This is a genomic window from Thioclava sp. GXIMD4215 (genome assembly GCF_045291555.1).
GTDB classification, from domain to species: domain Bacteria; phylum Pseudomonadota; class Alphaproteobacteria; order Rhodobacterales; family Rhodobacteraceae; genus Thioclava; species Thioclava litoralis.
In genome coordinates this window covers 1,053,374-1,071,633 of record NZ_CP149515.1, presented here as the reverse complement: position 1 = coordinate 1,071,633, position 18,260 = coordinate 1,053,374, and the positions used below count along the sequence as shown (strand labels likewise).

The window sequence follows — 18,260 nt, the reverse complement described above, 5'->3', positions numbered from 1 at the left end:
TTTTTGCAGGGCGGCGGATTTGTGGGTGCCAATCAGCGCAAACACGAAAAAAATGCGCCTTTCATTTGGGACACTGTTGCTCGCGACCGGACAGTCCGGCGTCCCGATATTCACAGAGCCCGAAATCCGGCTCTGTCTGCCCCACGCTTTGCCACAGGGGAGGCGCGCGGGGCAGACGGTTGGCGGTCTGTCAGCAGGGCGCTGTTAAGGGAGGGGGGGCGGAAGGACGGTCCTCTTGCGACCAATGAACGCGCGGTATCGGAGAGCGTCAGGGATAGAGCAGGCGTCGGCCTGCAAGGCGACCGGCGAGGCCGCAGGCAAGGATGGCAGCGGTATACCAGAGAAGGTAGAATGCGGGCCCGTCATCATCGCAATGGATCGCGTAGACCGATGCCGCCAAAGCGCCCGCCAGCAGCCCTGCGACAAAGCCGCTGCGGGTGCTGTCATATTCGATCCGGTGCCGGAGCCCCGCAAAAAGGACCCCGCCGATCGGCAGTGCCAGAGCAGGGATCGACAACAGGCATTGCCACCATGTGCGCCCCCAGAGATTGCCTCCTTCATAGAGCGCGATGCCCCACAGGCCTGCGCAGAGGCTCAGCAAAAGCACAGCACCGGCAAGCGGGCGACGGCGCGCTTCCAGTGGTTTGGTCAAAGACCAGAGCAGCACCCCCGACAATCCCAGTGGCAGCAGTTGTTTCAGCGCGACCTCCGGTGCAAGGATCGCCTCGGACCAGCCCGAACGCGGCCCCCAGAATATCGCCATCAAAAGCCCCGAGGCCATCACCCCGAGAAACAGGCGTCGCCAGAGATGCGGGGTCACTGGCGCGGTCGCATCGGCGGCCAGAGCTTTGATCAGGTTCTCGGTTTCCATTCCTCTTCCTTTCTTGCGGCCTCGGCCAGCCGTTGCAAGGCCCGATGCAGGGCCACACGCATGGCACCGGGGCTCAGGCCGAATTTCTGCGCGATGCTTTCGGGCTCTTCCGAACCGAACGCGTGATCGCGCAAGAGCGAGGCGTCGCGATGGGGCAGCCGTTCCAGCGCCTGTTCCAGATGCAGCGCTTCCAGCGGATCGGCGGTCTGGCCATGCAGGTTCTCGTGGTCTTCGATCGGTTCGTGGCTGGCCCTTGGCCGGCTGCGCAACATATCGATTGCCTTGCGTTTGACGATGATGCGCACCCAAGGGAGCAGCGCGCGTGTCTGGTCCCAGCTGCCGCGTTTGAGATGGATCGCCAGCAGCGCTTCCTGAACGACATCTTCCGCCATATGACGTAGGGCAGGGGGAAGATCCGTATGTGCCATGGCCCGCATGCGCGGAACAAGTTTTGACAGGCAGGCAGAATAGGCCTTGCGATCTCCTGCAAGCCCCTGCCGCATCAATGTCTCGATTTCGAAATCCGCGTTGGTCATGATCTGTATACGGGCACTCCAGACGCGATGTTACAGGCAGATCCGTAAAAAAACATCTTTTCGGTTTTCGGTTGGGGATCACGCTGCCGGACCATGTGGGGATGTTTCCGGCAACCCGATCACAGAAACGCGAGCCTGCGGGATCCGTGTAACATTCTGCCTCCGGCGCACGAAGACCCTGATGCAGACACCGTGATCTGCCCAACCCATTCAGGAGTTTTCAGATGTCGCAATCCAAACCCGCCTTTGCTCTGGCCTCTATTCTGACCGCAAGCCTTGCCAGCCTTGCGCTTCCGGCCCATGCCGCAGGGCAGGAGAAATGCTACGGCGTGGCAATGGCCGGTGAAAATGGCTGTGCCGCAGGGCCGGGCACCACCTGTGCCGGCACCTCGAAGGTGGATTATCAGGGCAATGCGTGGTCGCTGGTGCCCGCAGGAACCTGCATGAAGGTCGATTTGCCCGCTATGGCAGATGGCACCGCGCGTATGGGCTCGCTGACCCCGCTCGAGCGCGATCTGCCCAAGATGTAACGGCCCTCTGGCGCGCGATCACCGGTCGCGCGCCGGTTTTTCTGACTGGCAGAGGTGTCCTATGACGGTTTCCGGAGTTTCAACGCTTCCCGCAGCAGCAGGGATCGGTTTCAAATCGCAACATTACGCTGCACTTGACAGGCCGGGGGCCGTGCGCTGGCTTGAGGTGCATGCCGAGAACTATATGGTCGAGGGCGGTCCGCGCCGTGCGATGCTGGCGGATCTGGCAACGCGGTTTCCGCTTTCCCTGCATGGGGTCGGCTTGTCGATCGGTGGGGAAGACCCGCTGGACCGGACCCATCTGGCGCGGTTGCGCGCATTGATCGACTGGGTGCGGCCTGCACAGTTTTCCGAGCATCTTGCGTGGTCCACACATCAGGGGGCCTATCTGAGCGATCTGCTGCCCTTGCCCTATACGGAGGCCAGCCTTGAGCGGATCTGTGCCCATATCGATCAGGTCCAGCAAAGCCTTGGTCGGCGGATGCTGCTGGAAAATCCGTCCAGCTATCTGAGCCTCGCCGAAAGCCGCATGCGCGAGACGGATTTCTTGCGGGCGATTGCCGAGCGTACCGGCTGCGGCATGCTTCTGGATGTGAATAACGTGTTTGTTTCCTGCGTGAATCTGGGGCTGTCGATTGACGCCTATATCGATAGCTATCCGCTGGAATGCGTGGGGGAAATCCATCTGGCCGGTCATGAGGCCGATCCCTCGGAGGGCGCGCCGCTATTGATCGACACGCATGGCAGGCCGGTCGCAGAGCCGGTCTGGGCTTTGTATGAGCGGGTGATCGCACGTATCGGGCCATGCCCGACCCTGATCGAATGGGACAATCATGTGCCCGATTTCCCGACCCTCGAGGCCGAGGCGGCACGGGCGGCAGCGATTTTGGACATGCCGCAGGTGCTGGCATGAGCTTTCAGGCGGATTTCGCGCATGCGGCACTGTCCGCAGGGGGGGCACTGGCCGCAGGGGATGTACTGGCCGCAGGGCCGAACAGCCGTCACACACCGCAAGAGGCGCTGCGCCGTATGGCCGTATATCGCAATAACGTCACCGTTGCGTTGACAGAGGCCCTGCGTGCGGGGTTTCCAGTGATAGACCGGTTATTGGGCACGCGGTTCTTTCTGGCGATGGCGCGGGAATTTGTCGTTCTGCATCCGCCGGATACGCCGGTTCTTGCAGGGTATGGGCTGGCCTTTCCCGATTGGCTTGCAGGGTTCGGGCCGGTTGCCCATCTGCCCTATCTGCCCGAGGTGGCGCGTATCGAACTGGCCTTGCGTCACGTGGCCCATGCCGCAGATGCGTCGCCGCTGGATCTGGCAGAACTCCGGCGTCGCCCCGAGGCCGCTTTGGCAGGGCTGGGCCTGCATCCGGCGGTCGCGCTGGTCAAGACGCGGTTTCCGGCCCTTGCGATCTGGGCCCAGAACAGCGACAGGCCCGATCTGGCCCATGCGCCTGCCGGAGAGGTGCTTGTCACGCGGCCCAGCGAAGCCGTGCGGATCTGTGCCGCAGCCGAAGGCACCGCGCAATGTGTGGCGGCTTTGCGGGCAGGGGCGACACCGGAGCAGGCTTTGGCGGCCCTTTCCGCACCGCAGGAGGTGCTCTCGGGACTATTGGAAATGGGGGCGCTGCTTTGGTCCGGAAAGGAAGCTGTGCGATGACGAAACCGAATACGTCCGAACGTCTTCTGGCCCTATCCGGCCTTTCGGGCCGGGTGGTCTTTGCCGCCGTGCTGGCAGGATATTTCTGGTCTTCCGCCCTGACCAAATTCGACGGGCTGGGTGTGTCTGCGGGGGCTTTCGTGCAGATCTTCCCCCGCCAGATGGAGGCTGTGGGCTATGATAGTGCGGCCCTGCCATTCTATGCCCTGCCAGTGGTGCTTGCGGGAAGCGTGGCAGAGCTTGTGCTTCCCGCGCTGCTGGTGGCGGGGCTGGCCACACGCCTTTCGGCGCTGGCCATGATCGGCTTCATTCTGGTGATGACGCTGACCGATATCTTCGGCCACGGTGTCACGGCCGATACGCTCGGCACATGGTTCGACCGTTTTTCGGATGGGGTGCTTGATCAGCGCGCCCTCTGGGTGGGGCTTCTGGCGGGGCTTGTGCTCTCGGGTGGGGGATATCTGTCGCTGGACCGCTGGATATCGCGCGCCAGGGTCCGGTAAGCAAGGGCCGAGACTTCGGCTGCGTGCACCGCATCACGTCCGAGACGTCGCAACAGGCCAGCCATGCCGGAGCCGATGGATCACAGGAAGGGAAGAGGGGATTGGAGCGGGTGAAGGGAATCGAACCCTCGTATGCAGCTTGGGAAGCTGCCGTTCTACCATTGAACTACACCCGCGAAGATGTGGGCGCACAGTTACTTGCTCCGGTCTGGCGCGTCAAGCGCACAAAGCACCTGACGCACCGATTTTCGTTACGACAGCGTCGCGAGGTCTTTCGCATCAAAGCCCTTTAGATCGTCCATGCGGCCTTGCTTGACCTTGGTGACCCATTGCGGGTCCGACAACAGGGCGCGGCCCACCGCAATCAGGTCGAACTCGTCTTTGGACATGCGCTCCAGCAGATTGTCGAGTGACGTGACATGCGATCCCTCGCCCCCGAAGGCGGCAAGAAATTCGCCCGACAGCCCGACCGAACCGACAGAGATCGTCGGGGCACCGGTGATTTTCTTGGCCCAACCGGCAAAGTTCAGGCCCTGCGCGCCATCGATTTCGGGGAATTCCGGTTCCCAGAAACGGCGCTGCGAGCAGTGGAAGATATCGACGCCCGCCTCCTTGAGTGGCATTAGCCATGCCTCCATCTCGGCGGGCGTTTTGGCCAGTTTGGCGGCGTAATCCTGTTGTTTCCACTGGCTCAGGCGCAAGATCACCGGAAAATCGGGGCCGACCGCGGCACGGACAGCCTTGACCACCTCGACCGCAAAGCGGGACCGTTCCGGCAGGGTCGCGCCCCCCCAAGCATCGGTCCGCTTATTCGTTGCGGCCCAGAAGAACTGGTCGATCAGGTAGCCATGCGCGCCGTGGATCTCGACGGTGTCGAACCCGTTGGCCTTGGCATCCCCTGCAGCCTTGCCGAAGGCGTCGATGGTGGCCCGAATATCGGCCTCGGACATTGCCACCCCGCGCGGATCATCGGGACCCACCAGCGCCGAAGGGCTTTCGACCTTGGCCTCCGGTGCCCAATCGCCGCTGCGGGTCGAGCCGGTATGCCAGATCTGCGGTGCGATCCTGCCGCCGTTTTCATGCACAACATCGGCCACCGCTTTCCAGCCTGCAAGGGCCTCCTTGCCGTGAAAGAACGGGATATCGGGGAGATTGCGCGATGCGGGACGGTCGATCACCGTGCCTTCGGTCAGGATCAGCCCGACATCATGGGCGGCGCGGCGCGCGTAATAGGCCGCGTTATCGGCATTGGGCACGCCAGCGGGGGCCATATTCCGTGTCATCGGAGCCATCACGATGCGGTTTTTCAGCGTGAGCCCCTTGATGGAGAAAGGGCGGAAAAGAACGTCGGTACTGGTCATTGGGTCACTCCTCGGTCGGCGCGTATCAGGCCGTTTGCTGCGGTCTGTTGGGCAGATATGAACGAAGCACTGGCAGACAAGATTGTGCGGCTGCACATATCGCGGCGTCCCTGCGCGATGCTGCACGTGCAAAGTGGCCCCGAGGGAAAACCTAGCGGAAGAATAGCTCCGCCTGTATCGCTCCGCCGACCCAGCCGATGACCGAGCCGAAGAGAAAGGCGGTTGCCCCGCGCCACACACCAAACCTGAGGAAATAGAGCGATAGCAGGATAGAGCTGAACAGGATCGCGACATCCGCCACAAGCAGACAAACGCCAAAGCCGGTTACCGGAGGGGCCCAGAACGGACCAAGCTCTTTGGCCCCCACGATGATCGGAATCCCAAGACCATTGAGGATCGTCCCCGCACCCAAACCACCAAAGTGAAGCCAACGGTTCCGTCTATGCGATACCGGCATCGCATGGCCACGCCAAGCTGCCGACCGCGCCATGATCGTGGCCGAGGTCAGAAACACCGCAGACATAACCGCGAGGGCTGCCATTACGCTGAAACGCGGGATTTCTGGATCATCAACGGTGAGAAACGCAAGCATGAGCAGGGCCGAAATCACCCCGAGCCCCATCATCACCGTTGTCAGCAGCGAGCGAAGCGCCCGCCAGATGCCGGACACGGGGCCTGAAATGGGGCCTGAAATGTGCTGCGTCCTATGTCGTTGTACGCCCCGTCTGATATCGGGGGGAATGGCACGCTTTCTGGGAAAATCTGTCTTAAATGTCATAGCAAGATTTTATGAAGAAACCCGACCAGAGGCCGGGTTTCGATTAAAGTTCCAGAAGGCTGCGGTCACCTGCGACATAACGCTTGAGCACCGCAGGATATAGCTTGTGCTCCTGCACCAGCACCCGCGCGGCCAGTGTCTCGGCGGTATCGCCTGCGATCACCGGCACACGGGCCTGTCCCAAAATCGGGCCGTCATCCAGAACTGGCGTTACCTCGTGCACGGTGCAACCGGCTTCGGTATCGCCCGCCTCGATCGCGCGCTGATGGGTATGCAGCCCCGGATATTTCGGCAAAAGCGAGGGGTGGATATTCAGCATCCGCCCCGCAAAATGCTCGACAAACTCGGGCGTCAGCACACGCATGAAGCCTGCAAGACACAGGATATCGGGCTTGGACGCCAGAATAGGCTTGAGAAGCTCGGCCTCAAAGGCAGCCCTGTCCCGCCCGAAGGGACGGTGATCAATGGCCGCTGTCGGCACGCCCATAGCCGCCGCCTTCAGCAGACCGCCCGCCTGCGCATCATTGGATGCCACAAGCACCGGCTCGGCAAAGCCTTCGGCCTGCATGGCCTCGACAAGGCGGACCATATTGGACCCGCCCCCCGAAATCAGGATCGCGACGCGTTTCACAGAAGCTTGCCCTTATAGGCAACCCCCTTGCCAGAGGTGATCGTGCCGATCTGCGTCACGGTCTCGCCCTCGGCGCGCAGCAGTTCGGTCAGCGCCTCTGCGCGGTCTTTGGCCACCACGACGATCATGCCGATGCCCGAGTTGAAGGTCTTCAGCAGCTCGGGTTCATCCATCTTGGCGGTCTCGGCCAGCCAGCGGAACACGCCCGGAAGCTCCCAAGCGTCCAGATCGATCTCGGCCCCCAGCCCCTCGGGCAGAACACGCGGCAGGTTTTCGGTCAGGCCACCGCCGGTGATATGGGCCAGCGCATGCACGCCACCTGCGCGGAAGGCCTTGAGGCACTGGGTCACATAAAGGCGAGTCGGCGCCAGCAGAGCCTCGCCCAGAGTGCCTTCCGCCCAAGGGCAATCGGCATCCCAGCCAAGGCCGGACATCTCGACGACCTTCCGCACGAAGGAATAGCCGTTGGAATGCACCCCATTCGAGCCAAGACCCAGCAGGATATCGCCTTCCTCAACGCCCTCGGGCAGCAGGGTGCCACGCTCCATCGCGCCCACGGCAAAGCCCGCAAGGTCGAAATCACCCTTGTGATACATGCCCGGCATCTCGGCGGTCTCGCCGCCGATCAGCGCACAACCCGATTGCGCACAGCCCTCGGCAATGCCGTTGATGATGCGGGTCGCAGGATCCAGCTCAAGCTTGCCGGTTGCAAAATAATCCAAGAAGAACAAAGGCTCGGCGCCTTGGCACACGAGGTCGTTCACGCACATGGCCACAAGGTCGATGCCGATCGTATCGACATTGCCGGTGTCAATCGCGATGCGCAGCTTGGTGCCCACGCCATCGGTCGCGGCCACTAGCACCGGATCGTTATAGCCTGCAGCCTTCAGGTCGAACAAAGCGCCAAAGCCGCCCAAGCCCGAGACGGTGCCCGAACGCGCGGTCCGCTTTGCCGCCGGTTTGATGCGTTCGACCAGTTCGTTGCCCGCATCGATATCGACGCCAGCATCGGCATAGGTCAGACCGTTCGTTTTTTCGCTCATGGGCCCCCGCGCTCCTTGGGAAATTTCTTTGCCCTGCCATTAGCGCATGCAAGCCCGCGCGGCAATCACAGCCTGCATGATCGGACCAAGATTTCTTGACCCCGCCCGCGACTGTGATAATGAATGCCGCAATGGTGGGCCTGTAGCTCAACGGTTAGAGCAGGGCGCTCATAACGCCTTGGTTGGGGGTTCAAATCCCTCCGGGCCTACCAGCTTGACTATCTTTGGATCATAAGAATGCGGATTTGGAGCGATAAGCGACCAAACTGTAGACACTATGGGCAACCCAACCGCGTGAAGTGTCGCGATCGACGCAATGTCTCAAGATATCGATACCTGGTCCCTGTCCCGAACGCAAATGAGCGCGGAGAGTGACCCTTGCTGGCCGCAACGCGTCTCATAGGGCGCTAGCTGAACAGCTTCGGCTGAAGCTGCGCCGCTATACGATTGATGCTGTGCTGTCTCGGAGGTTTGCGTTTTGCCGGCGTTCAGGGCGGATGCCTTGGATGAGAGGGGGGGGCAAAGCGCCGGTTACCAACCCGCGCTTGTCTCTTGATACGTGCGATGCGCTTTCGAGGGGGAGAGATGCCGGAAGGCACAGCCGGATTGACCGGATCTGGGATCGAGGTGCTCCGCTGTGCCAGCATTGACAGGGCCAGATGCTATCGGTTGCGGTTCTTCCGGATATGGAAGGGCTTCACAGCGTCTGGCAAAAGAGCCGCTTTGGCCCGTCTGTTCCGATTCTGGCGCGGGTCTCGGGGTTTGTCCATAGGCTGTGCGCAAGGCGGCTGATCTATGGAAACGGCCGTACCGCTGCGGATTGGCGGCTTGGACAGGGCGTCCTCTTCTTACAGCGACAGGGCGCGGGGCGCTGGCGTTATTGCCGCTGGAAATGGCGGGGGGAACAGGCTATCGGCCTGTCTTGTCACAACAGTGGAAGGGACAGATCAATGACGATCAAACGTATCGAATGTGGTGCGCGTATGAGCGCCGCCGTCGTCCATAATGGCACCGTCTATCTGGCCGGTCAGGTGGGGACGCCCGGTAAATCGGTTGCGGATCAGACCCGCGACGCGCTGGCCGAGGTTGACCGTCTGCTGGCCGAAGCCGGTTCGGACAAGGAGCATATCCTGAGCGCGCAGATCTGGCTGGCCGATATGGCCGATTTTGCCGAAATGAATGCCGTATGGGATGCATGGGTCGCGGCAGGCCACGCCCCCGCTCGGGCGACTGGCGAATCGAAACTGGCCGCGCCGGACTATCTGGTCGAGGTGATCGTGGTGGCTGCGGTAAAATAAGCGCGGCATCCAAGACCCAGGGCCCGGATCCTTGGTCCGGGCCAGGGCGGGGATGGTTGCAGGTGGTGTTTCAGGCGGTCGCGGCCTCTGCTGCCAGAAGCCGGATCCGCTCGATCATCGCGCGCAGCCCGTTCGAGCGCTGGGCGGAGAGATGGTCATTCAGCCCCAGACGGGCCAGTTCGGCCTCGGCATTGGTGGCGGTGACCTCGGACACGGTCAGGCCGGAATAGAGCGCGTGCAGAATGGCGATCAGCCCCTGAACGATCATCGCATCCGACTCACCTTGGAAATTGAAACGGGCCTTGGGGCCGGTGCCCTCGATCCGCGGCAGCAGCCAGACCTGACTGGCGCAGCCCTCGACCTTGGTTGCAGGCACTTTCACGGCATCGTCAAGATGGGGCATCTCCTTGCCCAACTCGATCACATGGCGATAGCGGTCTTCCCAATCGTCCAGAAATTCGAATGTATCGGCGATTTCTTCAAAAGCTTCGCTGGCCATCTTCCCACTCCGCAGCCTGTTTATTGGCTTCTACCTAGACCCAGTCCGCGCAAGGGTCCAGTGCCGCCTTTTCAAAGCCCGCGCGATAGGCTAGGGAAAAGAAGATCAAGTGCCGGAGAGACCATGAGAAAACCGTTCCTTGCTTCGCTTGCCATCGTGCTGGCCCTTTCCGCCTGTGGCAGCATCCGCGAAAGCCGTATGAATCCGTGGAACTGGTTCGGTTCTTCGACCGAAAAGACGTCCACGCCGAGCCTTGCGCCGAAAGGCGGATATGCGGCGGCGCTGGCCGATAACCGCAGCGTTATCGCGCAGATCACATCGCTGGAAATCCGCAAGACCTCGGCAGGGGCAATCGTCGAGGTGACGGGCCTGCCGCCGACACAAGGCTGGTGGGATGTCGCGCTGATTGCGGAAAATGACGGGCGTCCGGTCAATGGCGAGATCCATTATACGATGGTCGGCTATCCGCCTTCCGCCGAGAGCGCCGAGGCCCACCGTGCCGGCACGGTCGGGTCGCGCCAGATCACCGCTGCGGCCTATATCGACAATTTCAAACTGGCCGATGTGCGTCGGGTGACCGTCACCGGTGCCTCGAATTCGCGCAGCGCAAGCCGCTAGGGTCCGGAGGCGGGCCGTTGAGGCTTGCCAGTTCCTGACGGATGGATAGCCTCCTGTGGATCGCAGGAGGTTTTTTCATGTCGCATCTTCTCTTGGCCTATATCGCCTATTTTCTGGCGGTCGCCAGCCCCGGCCCGAGCACATTGGCGATCATGGGGGCCGCGATGGGGTCGGGGCGGCGGACGGCGCTGGCCCTTGCTGCGGGGGTGGTCAGCGGCAGTCTGGTCTGGGCCGGTCTTACGGCGCTCGGGGTGGGGGCGCTGTTGATGGGGGCTGCCCGGCTTCTTTGGGGGCTGAAGATTCTGGGCGGGCTGTATCTGCTGTATCTGGCATGGAAAACCCTGCGGGCGGCGGGCGGGCAGGGCGCGGTTGCCAGTCTCCGCCCGCAGAGCTCTGGGCAGGCCTACCGGCGCGGGCTTCTCCTGCATCTGACCAATCCCAAGGCGATCCTCGGCTGGGCTGCAATCTTTACGCTTGGAGTGCCGGAAGGGGCGGGGGCAGGCGATATGGCCTTGCTGTTTGCGGGCTGCGCGGGGCTGGGGGGCTGCGTGAATTTCGGTTATGCGCTGGGGTTTTCCGCAAGCCTCGTGGTCGCGCGCTATCAACGGGCCAGGTGTTGGATTGAAGGCGCGATGGCGGCCGTGTTCGCCGCTGCGGGGCTACGGCTGCTGTTCTTGCGGTAAGCTGGCGCACAAGTCCCCGTCGTCGTGTGTCCGGATGGGGGAACGCTTGCTGCCGCAAGATCAGAGGGGCAGCCTTTGTCACCATTGCACAAAGCTGCGCCAAATGGAAACGGGGCGCCGCCGGACAGCGCGCCCCGTATGTGGTCCTGTAATGGTGCCCTGAGGCCGGTCTTACAGCGTGACCAGCTTCACATCGCCATTTTCAGCCGAAAGCGCGATTTTGCCTTGGGCAAGACGCAAGGCATCTTCGCCGAAAACCTCGCGCCGCCATCCCGAAAGCGCGGGCACATCGCGCTTGCCTGCGGCGATATGGTCCAGATCGGAGGACGAGGCGATCAGCTTCGGCGCCACCCCCGTCTGGTTCGATTTCGCCTTCAACAGCACCCGCAAGAGATCGGCCAGAGCGGAATCCACTTGCAGATGGTCGTTGTCGCTCTGCACCTTGGGCATCTTGTCGGCAGGAACGGCAAGCCCTTCCTTGACCGCGGTGATGATCCCTTCGGCAATCTCGCCCTTGCGGGCCTCGCGCAACAGGAGCCGCGATTTTCCAAGATCATCAAGGCTCACGGGCTTGGTCGAGGCCAGTTCCAGCAGCGCGTCATCCTTGAAGATCCGCGAGCGCGGGATATTGCGGTTTTGCGCAAACCCTTCGCGGAAACGCGCCAGCTCGCGCACGACCGACAGGAACTTGCCCGAATGGGTGCGGGTCTTCACGCGCAGCCACGCATCCTCGGGCCGGGTGATATAGGTTTCGGGGTTGAGCAGAATGCCCACCTCTTCTTCAACCCAAGGCGCACGACCGGATTTCTTGAGCTGCTTGGCCAGAAACTCGTAGATCACCCGCAGATGGGTCACATCGGCGATGGCGTAATTCTGTTGTGCCGCACTCAGCGGACGGCGCGACCAGTCGGTGAAGCGCGAGGTCTTGTCGAGAGACTGCTTGGCGATCTTGCGCACCAGCGTCTCGTAGCCCACCTGTTCGCCAAAGCCGCAGACCATCGCGGCCACCTGCGTGTCAAAGAGCGGGTCGGGGAAGACCTTGGCATCGGTAAAGAAGATTTCCAGATCCTGCCGCGCGGCATGGAACACCTTCACCGTCGCCTTGTGGCGGAAAAGGTCGTAAAGCGGCTCGAGCGAGATACCCTTGGCCAGCGGGTCGATCAGCGCCGCGCGCCCCTCGACCCCGTCATGGTTGGGCAGCGCCATCTGGACAAGGCAGAGCTTCGACCAATAGGTGCGTTCGCGCAGAAACTCGGTATCCAGCGTGACATAGGGTTCCGCCTTTGCGGCTTCGCAGATCTCTGCAAGCGCTTCGGTGGTCGTGATGATATCCATAGCAGGCCTTGTCTGATTGTGCGGGCTCATCCCGCTGGGTCTGGTTGCACGGGACGTTTCCCGCAGTCACAGTGTCTTTAGACCCGCCTAGGGGCTTTGGGAAGAGCTGGCAGGACCAAGCCGTGCTGTTCGCGGCATGCGGGGCTCAGTTTGCCCGCAAAACCTGCGTTGGATCGTATTCATAGATCCAGTCATATTTGCCGATCAGAAGATCCGGCGCGAATTTCGAGACCGCGCGAATCCCCAGATGGCCGATCACGCGGCTGATCCCCGACAGGTGGTAATTGCGCGCATTCTTGTTGGCGGCCTCGACAATGGCGCGGCAACGCTCGATCCGTGCGGTCTGATAGGCGGCAAAAGCCACCTCGTCCTCGTTATGCAGGGCAAGGGCCTGTGCCAGAATCCATGCATCCTCCAGCCCCATATTCGCGCCCTGTGCAAGAAAGGGGAGGGTGGGATGCGCCGCGTCACCCAGAATCGCACAGCCCGGACCAAACCAGCGCGCGGCGACAGGGTGGCGGAACAGGCCCCAAAGATAAGGCTCTTCGACCTGTTCAAGCCAGCCCCGCACCTCGGGGCAGAAGTCCTCGAAGGCCACCCGTAATGTCATGGCGTCATCGCGGATATGCCAGCTTTCCTCGGCCCAGCGTCTACGTTCTTCCACGGCAACGATATTGCGCATGCCGTTTGACAGCGGATAGCTGACCAGATGCTTTTTCGCCCCCATGAAGACGCGGGCGATGGGCGTGGTGTCGCCCGTCATCGGCACCATCGCCCGCCAGGCCACCTGATTGGTGAAAAAGGGTTTCGCCTCGCCATTCAGGGCCATGCGCAGTTTCGAGTGCAGCCCGTCCGCACCAAGAACGGTGCCGGGGCGGGCCATATGCCCGTCGGCGAAATGCAGCGTCGGCCCGTCGGGGGAAATCTCGACGCGTTCGATTTTCTCGCCCAGCCGGATCTCGACCCCTGCATCAATGGCGCCTTGGGCCAGTACATCGACCAGATCGGGGCGGCGGAGGAAATGGTAGGGGGCTTCGGGGCGGCGGGCAGCCATATCAAGCCGTGTCACGCGCTGGCCGGTTTCGCCGTTGAACAGCTCGACCGCCTGCAGGCGGGGGCTTGTCCTGCACAGGCCTGCGCCTAGCCCCAGTGCCTCGATCACCCGCATGCCATTGGGCGAGATCTGCAAGCCCGCGCCGACCTCTGCCAGTTCGGGGGCCTGTTCAAGCACCGTGACCCGCGCGCCATGCATCGCCAAGGCGCGTGCAAGCGCCAAACCCGAGATGCCCGCCCCAAGGATGGTGAACTCTCTGCCGACCAGCATGTGAACCTCGCCCTCATATATGCAACCACCGGCACGGATGATCCATGCCGGGGTGCGGATACTCAGACAACATTAACCAGATACCCGCAATGCAGAAAAGCCATTGGCAGATGCAAGCAGGCCGAAAAGACAAAAAAACGCAGGCAAAGCCCACGCCCGTTAGTCGTCGCGATGAACCCGCTCACGGCGCTCGTGGCGCTCTTGGGCTTCCAGCGTCATCGTTGCGATGGGGCGGGCATCAAGACGTTTCAGCGAGATCGGCTCGCCGGTCTTTTCACAATAGCCGAACTCGCCTTCATCGATGCGGCGCAGTGCGGCATCAATCTTGACAACCAGTTTGCGCTGGCGGTCACGGGTGCGCAGTTCCAGTGCGCGATCGGTTTCTTCCGACGCACGGTCTGCCACATCGGGCACGGATCTTGCGGAATCTGCCAGACCTTCGAGGGTCTCTGCGGATTGTGCGAGAAGCTCGTGTTTCCAATTCATCAGCTTGCGACGGAAATATTCCAGTTGACGATCGTTCATGAACGGCTCGTCTTCAGCCGGGCGATAATCATCCGGAAGAAAGATCTCGGGTTTCATGACTGGCCTTTCTATGGTGCCTGACCCTTTGTTAGTTCGGGAAACATGCCCCTGAGCGTGGCACGATTCCTTGCCGCCCGAATACCTGACCAAAGACTGTTTGTCACGTCTCTGCGTATCTGCCTGCTTATTTTAAAAGCGATGCTTATTTTTTGTGCAAAAAAGTCTTTTTCTTGCGGCCAAAACGGCGGCAGAATAGGGTGGTCAAGGCCGCCATCAGGGAAATAATCATGCAATTCCAATCCACCGAAAGCTATATCGCGCCTGCGGATCTGACCGTGGCCGTCAATGCGGCCGTGGCGCTGGAGCGCCCGCTGCTGGTCAAGGGCGAACCCGGCACCGGCAAAACGGAGCTTGCGCGTCAGGTGGCACAGGCGCTGGGGATGGATATGATCGAATGGGGGATCAAATCCAGCACGCGCGCGCAGCAGGGGCTTTACGAATATGATGCCGTGTCGCGGCTGCGCGATAGCCAGCTTGGCGATCCGAAAGTCAGCGAAATCGGCCATTACATCCGTCATGGCAAGATCTGGCAGGCCTTTGCGGCCCCCGAGCGGGTGGTGCTGCTGATTGACGAGATCGACAAGGCCGATATCGAGTTCCCCAATGATCTGTTGCAGGAACTCGACCGGATGGAATTCCATGTCTACGAGACGGGCGAGACCATTCGCGCACGCCATCGCCCCGTGGTCATCATCACCTCGAATAACGAGAAAGAGCTGCCCGACGCCTTCCTGCGGCGCTGTTTCTTCCATTATATCCGCTTCCCCGACCCCGAGACGCTGGCCAAGATTGTCGAGGTGCATTTCCCGCAGATCAAACCCAAGCTGCTGGCCGAGGCGCTGACGCGGTTTTACGAGATCCGCGAGACGCCGGGTTTGAAGAAGAAACCCTCGACCTCGGAAGTGCTTGACTGGATCAAGCTTCTGCTGATCGAGGATCTCGCCCCCGAGGATCTGAAAGCGGACGGGGGCAGCCTGTTGCCGAAGCTGCATGGCGCGCTTTTGAAAAACGAACAGGACGTGCATCTGTTCGAGCGGCTGGCCTTTGCGGCGCGTGGCAGGCGCTAAGCGGGCAAAGAAAAGGGGCCGCGACGGCCCCTTTTTGCTGTGTGGATATTTCTGGGTGGAGCGCGCCGTTATTGCAGATAGGGCATCGGGTCGACGCTCTCGTAGCCTTGGCGCACCTCGAAATGCACAAAGCCCGGATCGTTCTGACGCACTTTGGCAATGGTCTGGCCGCGCTTGACGGTGGCATCTTTCGACACCGCGATATTGTCGATATTGGCATAGACCGTCAGCAGGCCATCGGCATGGCGCAGAACAAGGATCGGCACCTGCTCGGTATCTTTGGTGATGGCGGCAACCGTGCCATCGGCTGCTGCCTTGACGGGCGTGCCGGGCGCGGCAGAGATATCCACCCCGTCGTTTTTCTTTTTCACATAGGGACGGATGATCGACCCGTTGACCGGCATCAGCAGGCGCGACGAACTGGAGGCGGTGACCTGCTTGCTGAGATTGGGCACAGCAGAGGTATCCACAGGGGCCGAGCCGGGGGTGGTTTTTTGCTGCGGCAGCGGTTCGGCGGCCGAGGGCGGGGTGGGCGTCGCGCTGCCCTGACCGGGCTTGCTGGTGGTGGCTTGCCCCGATTGGCTGGGCAAAGCGGTCGGGATCAGCAGATACTGGCCCTCATGCACGCTCATATCCGACGGCAGCCCGTTCCAGTCGGCCAGCGAGCGGACCGAGACGTTGTAATAACGTGCAATGGAATAGGCGGTCTCGCCACGGGCCACGCGATGGCGTACCGGCTCGGGCCCCGCGGGCTTGCCGGCAACCGGCGCGCTGGCTTTGGGGGGCGCGCTGGCGGTCTGGCCCGATTGCGAGCGGTCGATGGCATTGGAGGCCAGCGAGGTGATGTCAATGGTGTCCGCCCCGCCGCTTGCGGTTGCGCCCGCGCCGGTATAGCTGCCCGAACCGGCAGGCTCTTGCACGCGGCTGGGCAGGACAAGCACGGCCCCCTGATTGAGCACGGTATCGGTGCCGATGGCATTGTAACGCGCCAGATCATTGGCATTGACGCCCACGCGCGCGGCCACGCTGGCCACCGTATCGCCACGGCTGGCGACCGCGACCTGATAATTGGGATAGGAGATGATGCCGCGCGTGTCCGATTGCGGACGCGGCGCGGTGGCACGTTGGGCCGCATCGCTGGTATCGAAGCCGATCTGGGAGTATTTGCGCAGATCCGGATCGAAATTGCCGGACGGCATACAGGCGGCCAGCGCAACTGCGGAACCGCCCAGCATCAGAAAGGTTGCAAGACGGGGGCGTCTGTAAGATGTCATCGGCGCTTCTTCCTCATTGGTTCCTATTCCCTCTCGGGTCGTTTTAGCCTTTGGGTCGGGAACCGCAACCCGGCGGGCCTTATTCGTTTGCAAGCCCCTCGACCAAGGGCACGAACCGCACGGAACGCAGCTCTTCGTAGTCGAAGCCGGTTTCAAGCCGCCGGACGCGGATCAGGCTTTGGACCGTGTCGGACTGGCCGACAGGCAGCACCATGATACCGCCCGGCTTGAGTTGCGACAAGAGGGGCCCCGGCGGGTCTTCGGCGGCGGCTGTCACGATGATACGATCAAAGGGGGCCTGATCGGGCAGGCCAAAGCTGCCATCGCCGGTAATGGCGACGATATTTGACAGATCCATCTCGCGGAACAGGTCTTCGGCATCGCGCACAAGCTGCTTGTAGCGGTCGACGGTATACACGCGGCGTGCCAGCCCCGACAGGATTGCGGCCTGATAGCCCGAGCCCGTGCCGACCTCCAGCACCGTATCGCGCGGGCCGATCTCTAGCGCCTGTGTCATCAGCCCCACGATCGAGGGCTGGCTGATGGTCTGGCCGCAACTGATCGGCAGCGGCATATCCTCATAGGCGCGCTCGGCAAAGATCCCCCGCACGAAGCGCCCGCGGTCGATCCGTTCCATCACCTTCAGCACGGCCGCATCCGTCACCCCGCGCGAGCGGATCTGGAACAGAAAGCGCATCTTGCGCTCGGCCTCTTCCTCGGACGGGGTCATTCGATGGCCGTCTTCAGGCTGTCGAGCACGTCATGTGCGGTCAGATCGGCGCGCATGGGGGTGACAGAGATATACCCTTCGAGATTGAGCGCGGCATCGGTGCCGGGGGCGGTGGCGGTATGCTGCGGGCCGCCCTTGACCCAAAGGAACTTTTTACCCGAGGGCGAATGCGTGGCCTCGGTGGTGAAGAAACTGTCGGTGCGATAGCCCATAGGCGCGACCCTGGTCCCTGCCACATCGGCCCCCGCGACCGGCGGGAAGTTGATGCTGTAGAACACACGATAGGGGCCGTCATCCCAGATGCCCTTTTCCCACAGCTTGCGCACAAGGGCGGGGCCATGCTGGCGGGCGGCGTCAAAGGGGTCGTCGAGGCAGTTGGTGCGCGGCCCCATGAACTGGCTCAGGCCAATGGCGGGAATGCCTTGCAGCGCGCCCTCCATCGCCCCGCCCAGCGTGCCGGAATAAAGCGCGTTTTCAGCGGAGTTATTGCCACGATTGACCCCCGAGAGGATCAGGTCGGGACGGCCATCGGTGAGCACATCATAGAGGCCGGCCAGCACGCAGTCGGCGGGGCTGCCTTCGACGGCAACGCGGCGGGGGCCCAGCTCGGCCGTGAGCATGGGGCGCGAATAGCTGATGCAATGGCCGACCCCCGATTGTTCGAAGGCAGGAGCGACGGTCCAGACCTCGCCGGTGGGACCGGCAAGGCTTTCCGCGATTTCCTGCAAGACAGCAAGACCTGCCGCATTTATCCCGTCATCATTGGTAATGAGAATGCGCATCGCCTCTGTCCCCCGGTTCTATCTGTGCCTCCGGTGATAACGCGGGCATCTCAGGCGGTAAAGCGCCCACCCCCTAGGGGGCGGGCGGAAAGCTTGCGGGGCGTTGCAACATCGCCGCAATGCGGCTTGTGCCGCCCTGACGGGGGGCGC

Annotated in this window: 21 protein-coding genes and 2 tRNA genes; 9 read left to right on the top strand and 14 right to left on the bottom strand. The window is 62.1% G+C overall.

What is annotated here, in order from left to right:
* Nucleotides 1-268 precede the first annotated feature (268 nt).
* Both WDB86_RS05180 and WDB86_RS05175 read right to left on the bottom strand, forming a co-directional pair.
* Nucleotides 269-871: a DUF1109 domain-containing protein gene (locus WDB86_RS05180; RefSeq protein WP_339106987.1), complete on the bottom strand. Its 603-nt coding sequence runs from the start codon at nt 869-871 to the stop codon at nt 269-271.
* Complete coding sequence (locus WDB86_RS05175) at nt 853-1,407, bottom strand: sigma-70 family RNA polymerase sigma factor (RefSeq protein WP_406736807.1); 555 nt, start codon at nt 1,405-1,407, stop codon at nt 853-855. Before WDB86_RS05175 ends, WDB86_RS05180 begins: the two co-directional genes overlap by 19 nt.
* 224 nt (nt 1,408-1,631) lie before the next feature.
* Here WDB86_RS05175 and WDB86_RS05170 point away from each other — a divergent pair, with 224 nt between their 5' ends.
* The 4 genes from WDB86_RS05170 (at nt 1,632) to WDB86_RS05155 (ending at nt 4,102) form a co-directional block, all read left to right on the top strand.
* The gene (locus WDB86_RS05170; protein WP_339106989.1) at nt 1,632-1,937 is read left to right on the top strand and encodes a DUF2282 domain-containing protein; all 306 of its coding nucleotides are present in this window, start codon (nt 1,632-1,634) and stop codon (nt 1,935-1,937) included.
* A gap of 61 nt (nt 1,938-1,998) precedes the next feature.
* Nucleotides 1,999-2,850: a DUF692 domain-containing protein gene (locus WDB86_RS05165; protein ID WP_406720552.1), complete on the top strand. Its 852-nt coding sequence runs from the start codon at nt 1,999-2,001 to the stop codon at nt 2,848-2,850.
* Nucleotides 2,847-3,599: a putative DNA-binding domain-containing protein gene (locus WDB86_RS05160; protein ID WP_406736806.1), complete on the top strand. Its 753-nt coding sequence runs from the start codon at nt 2,847-2,849 to the stop codon at nt 3,597-3,599. The genes WDB86_RS05165 and WDB86_RS05160 overlap by 4 nt, the downstream gene beginning before the upstream one ends.
* The gene (locus WDB86_RS05155; RefSeq protein ID WP_406736805.1) at nt 3,596-4,102 is read left to right on the top strand and encodes a DoxX family protein; all 507 of its coding nucleotides are present in this window, start codon (nt 3,596-3,598) and stop codon (nt 4,100-4,102) included. The genes WDB86_RS05160 and WDB86_RS05155 overlap by 4 nt, the downstream gene beginning before the upstream one ends.
* A gap of 102 nt (nt 4,103-4,204) precedes the next feature.
* Here the strand turns inward: WDB86_RS05155 and WDB86_RS05150 are convergent.
* From WDB86_RS05150 to purM, 5 genes are all read right to left on the bottom strand, one after another.
* Nucleotides 4,205-4,278: transfer RNA gene (locus tag WDB86_RS05150), tRNA-Gly, on the bottom strand.
* A gap of 75 nt (nt 4,279-4,353) precedes the next feature.
* A complete protein-coding gene (locus WDB86_RS05145; RefSeq protein WP_406736804.1) occupies nt 4,354-5,463 on the bottom strand; it encodes an NADH:flavin oxidoreductase in 1,110 nt (369 codons plus the stop codon).
* A gap of 151 nt (nt 5,464-5,614) precedes the next feature.
* A complete protein-coding gene (locus tag WDB86_RS05140) occupies nt 5,615-6,133 on the bottom strand; it encodes a hypothetical protein (RefSeq protein WP_406736803.1) in 519 nt (172 codons plus the stop codon).
* Between the two features lie 151 nt (nt 6,134-6,284).
* Nucleotides 6,285-6,872 (bottom strand): phosphoribosylglycinamide formyltransferase, encoded by a 588-nt coding sequence (gene purN, locus WDB86_RS05135; protein WP_339106995.1) that lies wholly within the window; start codon nt 6,870-6,872, stop codon nt 6,285-6,287.
* Nucleotides 6,869-7,915 (bottom strand): phosphoribosylformylglycinamidine cyclo-ligase, encoded by a 1,047-nt coding sequence (gene purM, locus WDB86_RS05130; protein ID WP_406720558.1) that lies wholly within the window; start codon nt 7,913-7,915, stop codon nt 6,869-6,871. The genes purN and purM overlap by 4 nt, the downstream gene beginning before the upstream one ends.
* A gap of 136 nt (nt 7,916-8,051) precedes the next feature.
* Between purM and WDB86_RS05125 the strand changes: the two genes are divergently transcribed.
* Nucleotides 8,052-8,127: transfer RNA gene (locus WDB86_RS05125), tRNA-Ile, on the top strand.
* Between the two features lie 738 nt (nt 8,128-8,865).
* The gene (locus WDB86_RS05120; protein WP_339106997.1) at nt 8,866-9,213 is read left to right on the top strand and encodes a RidA family protein; all 348 of its coding nucleotides are present in this window, start codon (nt 8,866-8,868) and stop codon (nt 9,211-9,213) included.
* Between the two features lie 70 nt (nt 9,214-9,283).
* Here WDB86_RS05120 and WDB86_RS05115 read toward each other — a convergent pair whose 3' ends face one another.
* Complete coding sequence (locus tag WDB86_RS05115) at nt 9,284-9,712, bottom strand: SufE family protein (protein WP_406736802.1); 429 nt, start codon at nt 9,710-9,712, stop codon at nt 9,284-9,286.
* A 123-nt stretch (nt 9,713-9,835) separates the two neighbouring features.
* Between WDB86_RS05115 and WDB86_RS05110 the strand changes: the two genes are divergently transcribed.
* Both WDB86_RS05110 and WDB86_RS05105 read left to right on the top strand, forming a co-directional pair.
* A complete protein-coding gene (locus tag WDB86_RS05110) occupies nt 9,836-10,330 on the top strand; it encodes a hypothetical protein (RefSeq protein WP_339106999.1) in 495 nt (164 codons plus the stop codon).
* A gap of 77 nt (nt 10,331-10,407) precedes the next feature.
* Entirely contained in the window at nt 10,408-11,013 is a 606-nt protein-coding gene (locus tag WDB86_RS05105) for a LysE family translocator (protein ID WP_406736801.1), read from the top strand.
* A 171-nt stretch (nt 11,014-11,184) separates the two neighbouring features.
* Here WDB86_RS05105 and rnd read toward each other — a convergent pair whose 3' ends face one another.
* From rnd to dksA, 3 genes are all read right to left on the bottom strand, one after another.
* Nucleotides 11,185-12,348 carry a ribonuclease D gene (rnd, locus tag WDB86_RS05100; RefSeq protein WP_339107001.1) on the bottom strand — a complete coding sequence of 388 codons (1,164 nt, stop codon included), beginning with the start codon at nt 12,346-12,348 and terminating at the stop codon, nt 11,185-11,187.
* Between the two features lie 145 nt (nt 12,349-12,493).
* Nucleotides 12,494-13,672, bottom strand: coding sequence for an FAD-dependent monooxygenase (locus WDB86_RS05095; protein WP_339107002.1), 1,179 nt, complete (start codon nt 13,670-13,672; stop codon nt 12,494-12,496).
* Nucleotides 13,673-13,831: 159 nt separating this feature from the next.
* Nucleotides 13,832-14,254 (bottom strand): RNA polymerase-binding protein DksA, encoded by a 423-nt coding sequence (gene dksA / locus WDB86_RS05090; RefSeq protein WP_339107003.1) that lies wholly within the window; start codon nt 14,252-14,254, stop codon nt 13,832-13,834.
* Between the two features lie 230 nt (nt 14,255-14,484).
* On the opposite strand from dksA, the gene WDB86_RS05085 reads away from it, so the two are divergent.
* Nucleotides 14,485-15,324: an AAA family ATPase gene (locus WDB86_RS05085; RefSeq protein ID WP_406736800.1), complete on the top strand. Its 840-nt coding sequence runs from the start codon at nt 14,485-14,487 to the stop codon at nt 15,322-15,324.
* Between the two features lie 68 nt (nt 15,325-15,392).
* Here WDB86_RS05085 and WDB86_RS05080 read toward each other — a convergent pair whose 3' ends face one another.
* From WDB86_RS05080 to surE, 3 genes are all read right to left on the bottom strand, one after another.
* Nucleotides 15,393-16,598, bottom strand: a complete 1,206-nt coding sequence (locus WDB86_RS05080) for a peptidoglycan DD-metalloendopeptidase family protein (protein WP_406736799.1) — start codon at nt 16,596-16,598, stop codon at nt 15,393-15,395.
* Nucleotides 16,599-16,677: 79 nt separating this feature from the next.
* Nucleotides 16,678-17,328: a protein-L-isoaspartate(D-aspartate) O-methyltransferase gene (locus tag WDB86_RS05075; RefSeq protein WP_339107005.1), complete on the bottom strand. Its 651-nt coding sequence runs from the start codon at nt 17,326-17,328 to the stop codon at nt 16,678-16,680.
* A complete protein-coding gene (gene surE, locus WDB86_RS05070; protein WP_406736798.1) occupies nt 17,325-18,110 on the bottom strand; it encodes a 5'/3'-nucleotidase SurE in 786 nt (261 codons plus the stop codon). The genes WDB86_RS05075 and surE overlap by 4 nt, the downstream gene beginning before the upstream one ends.
* Between the last annotated feature and the right edge of the window lie 150 nt (nt 18,111-18,260).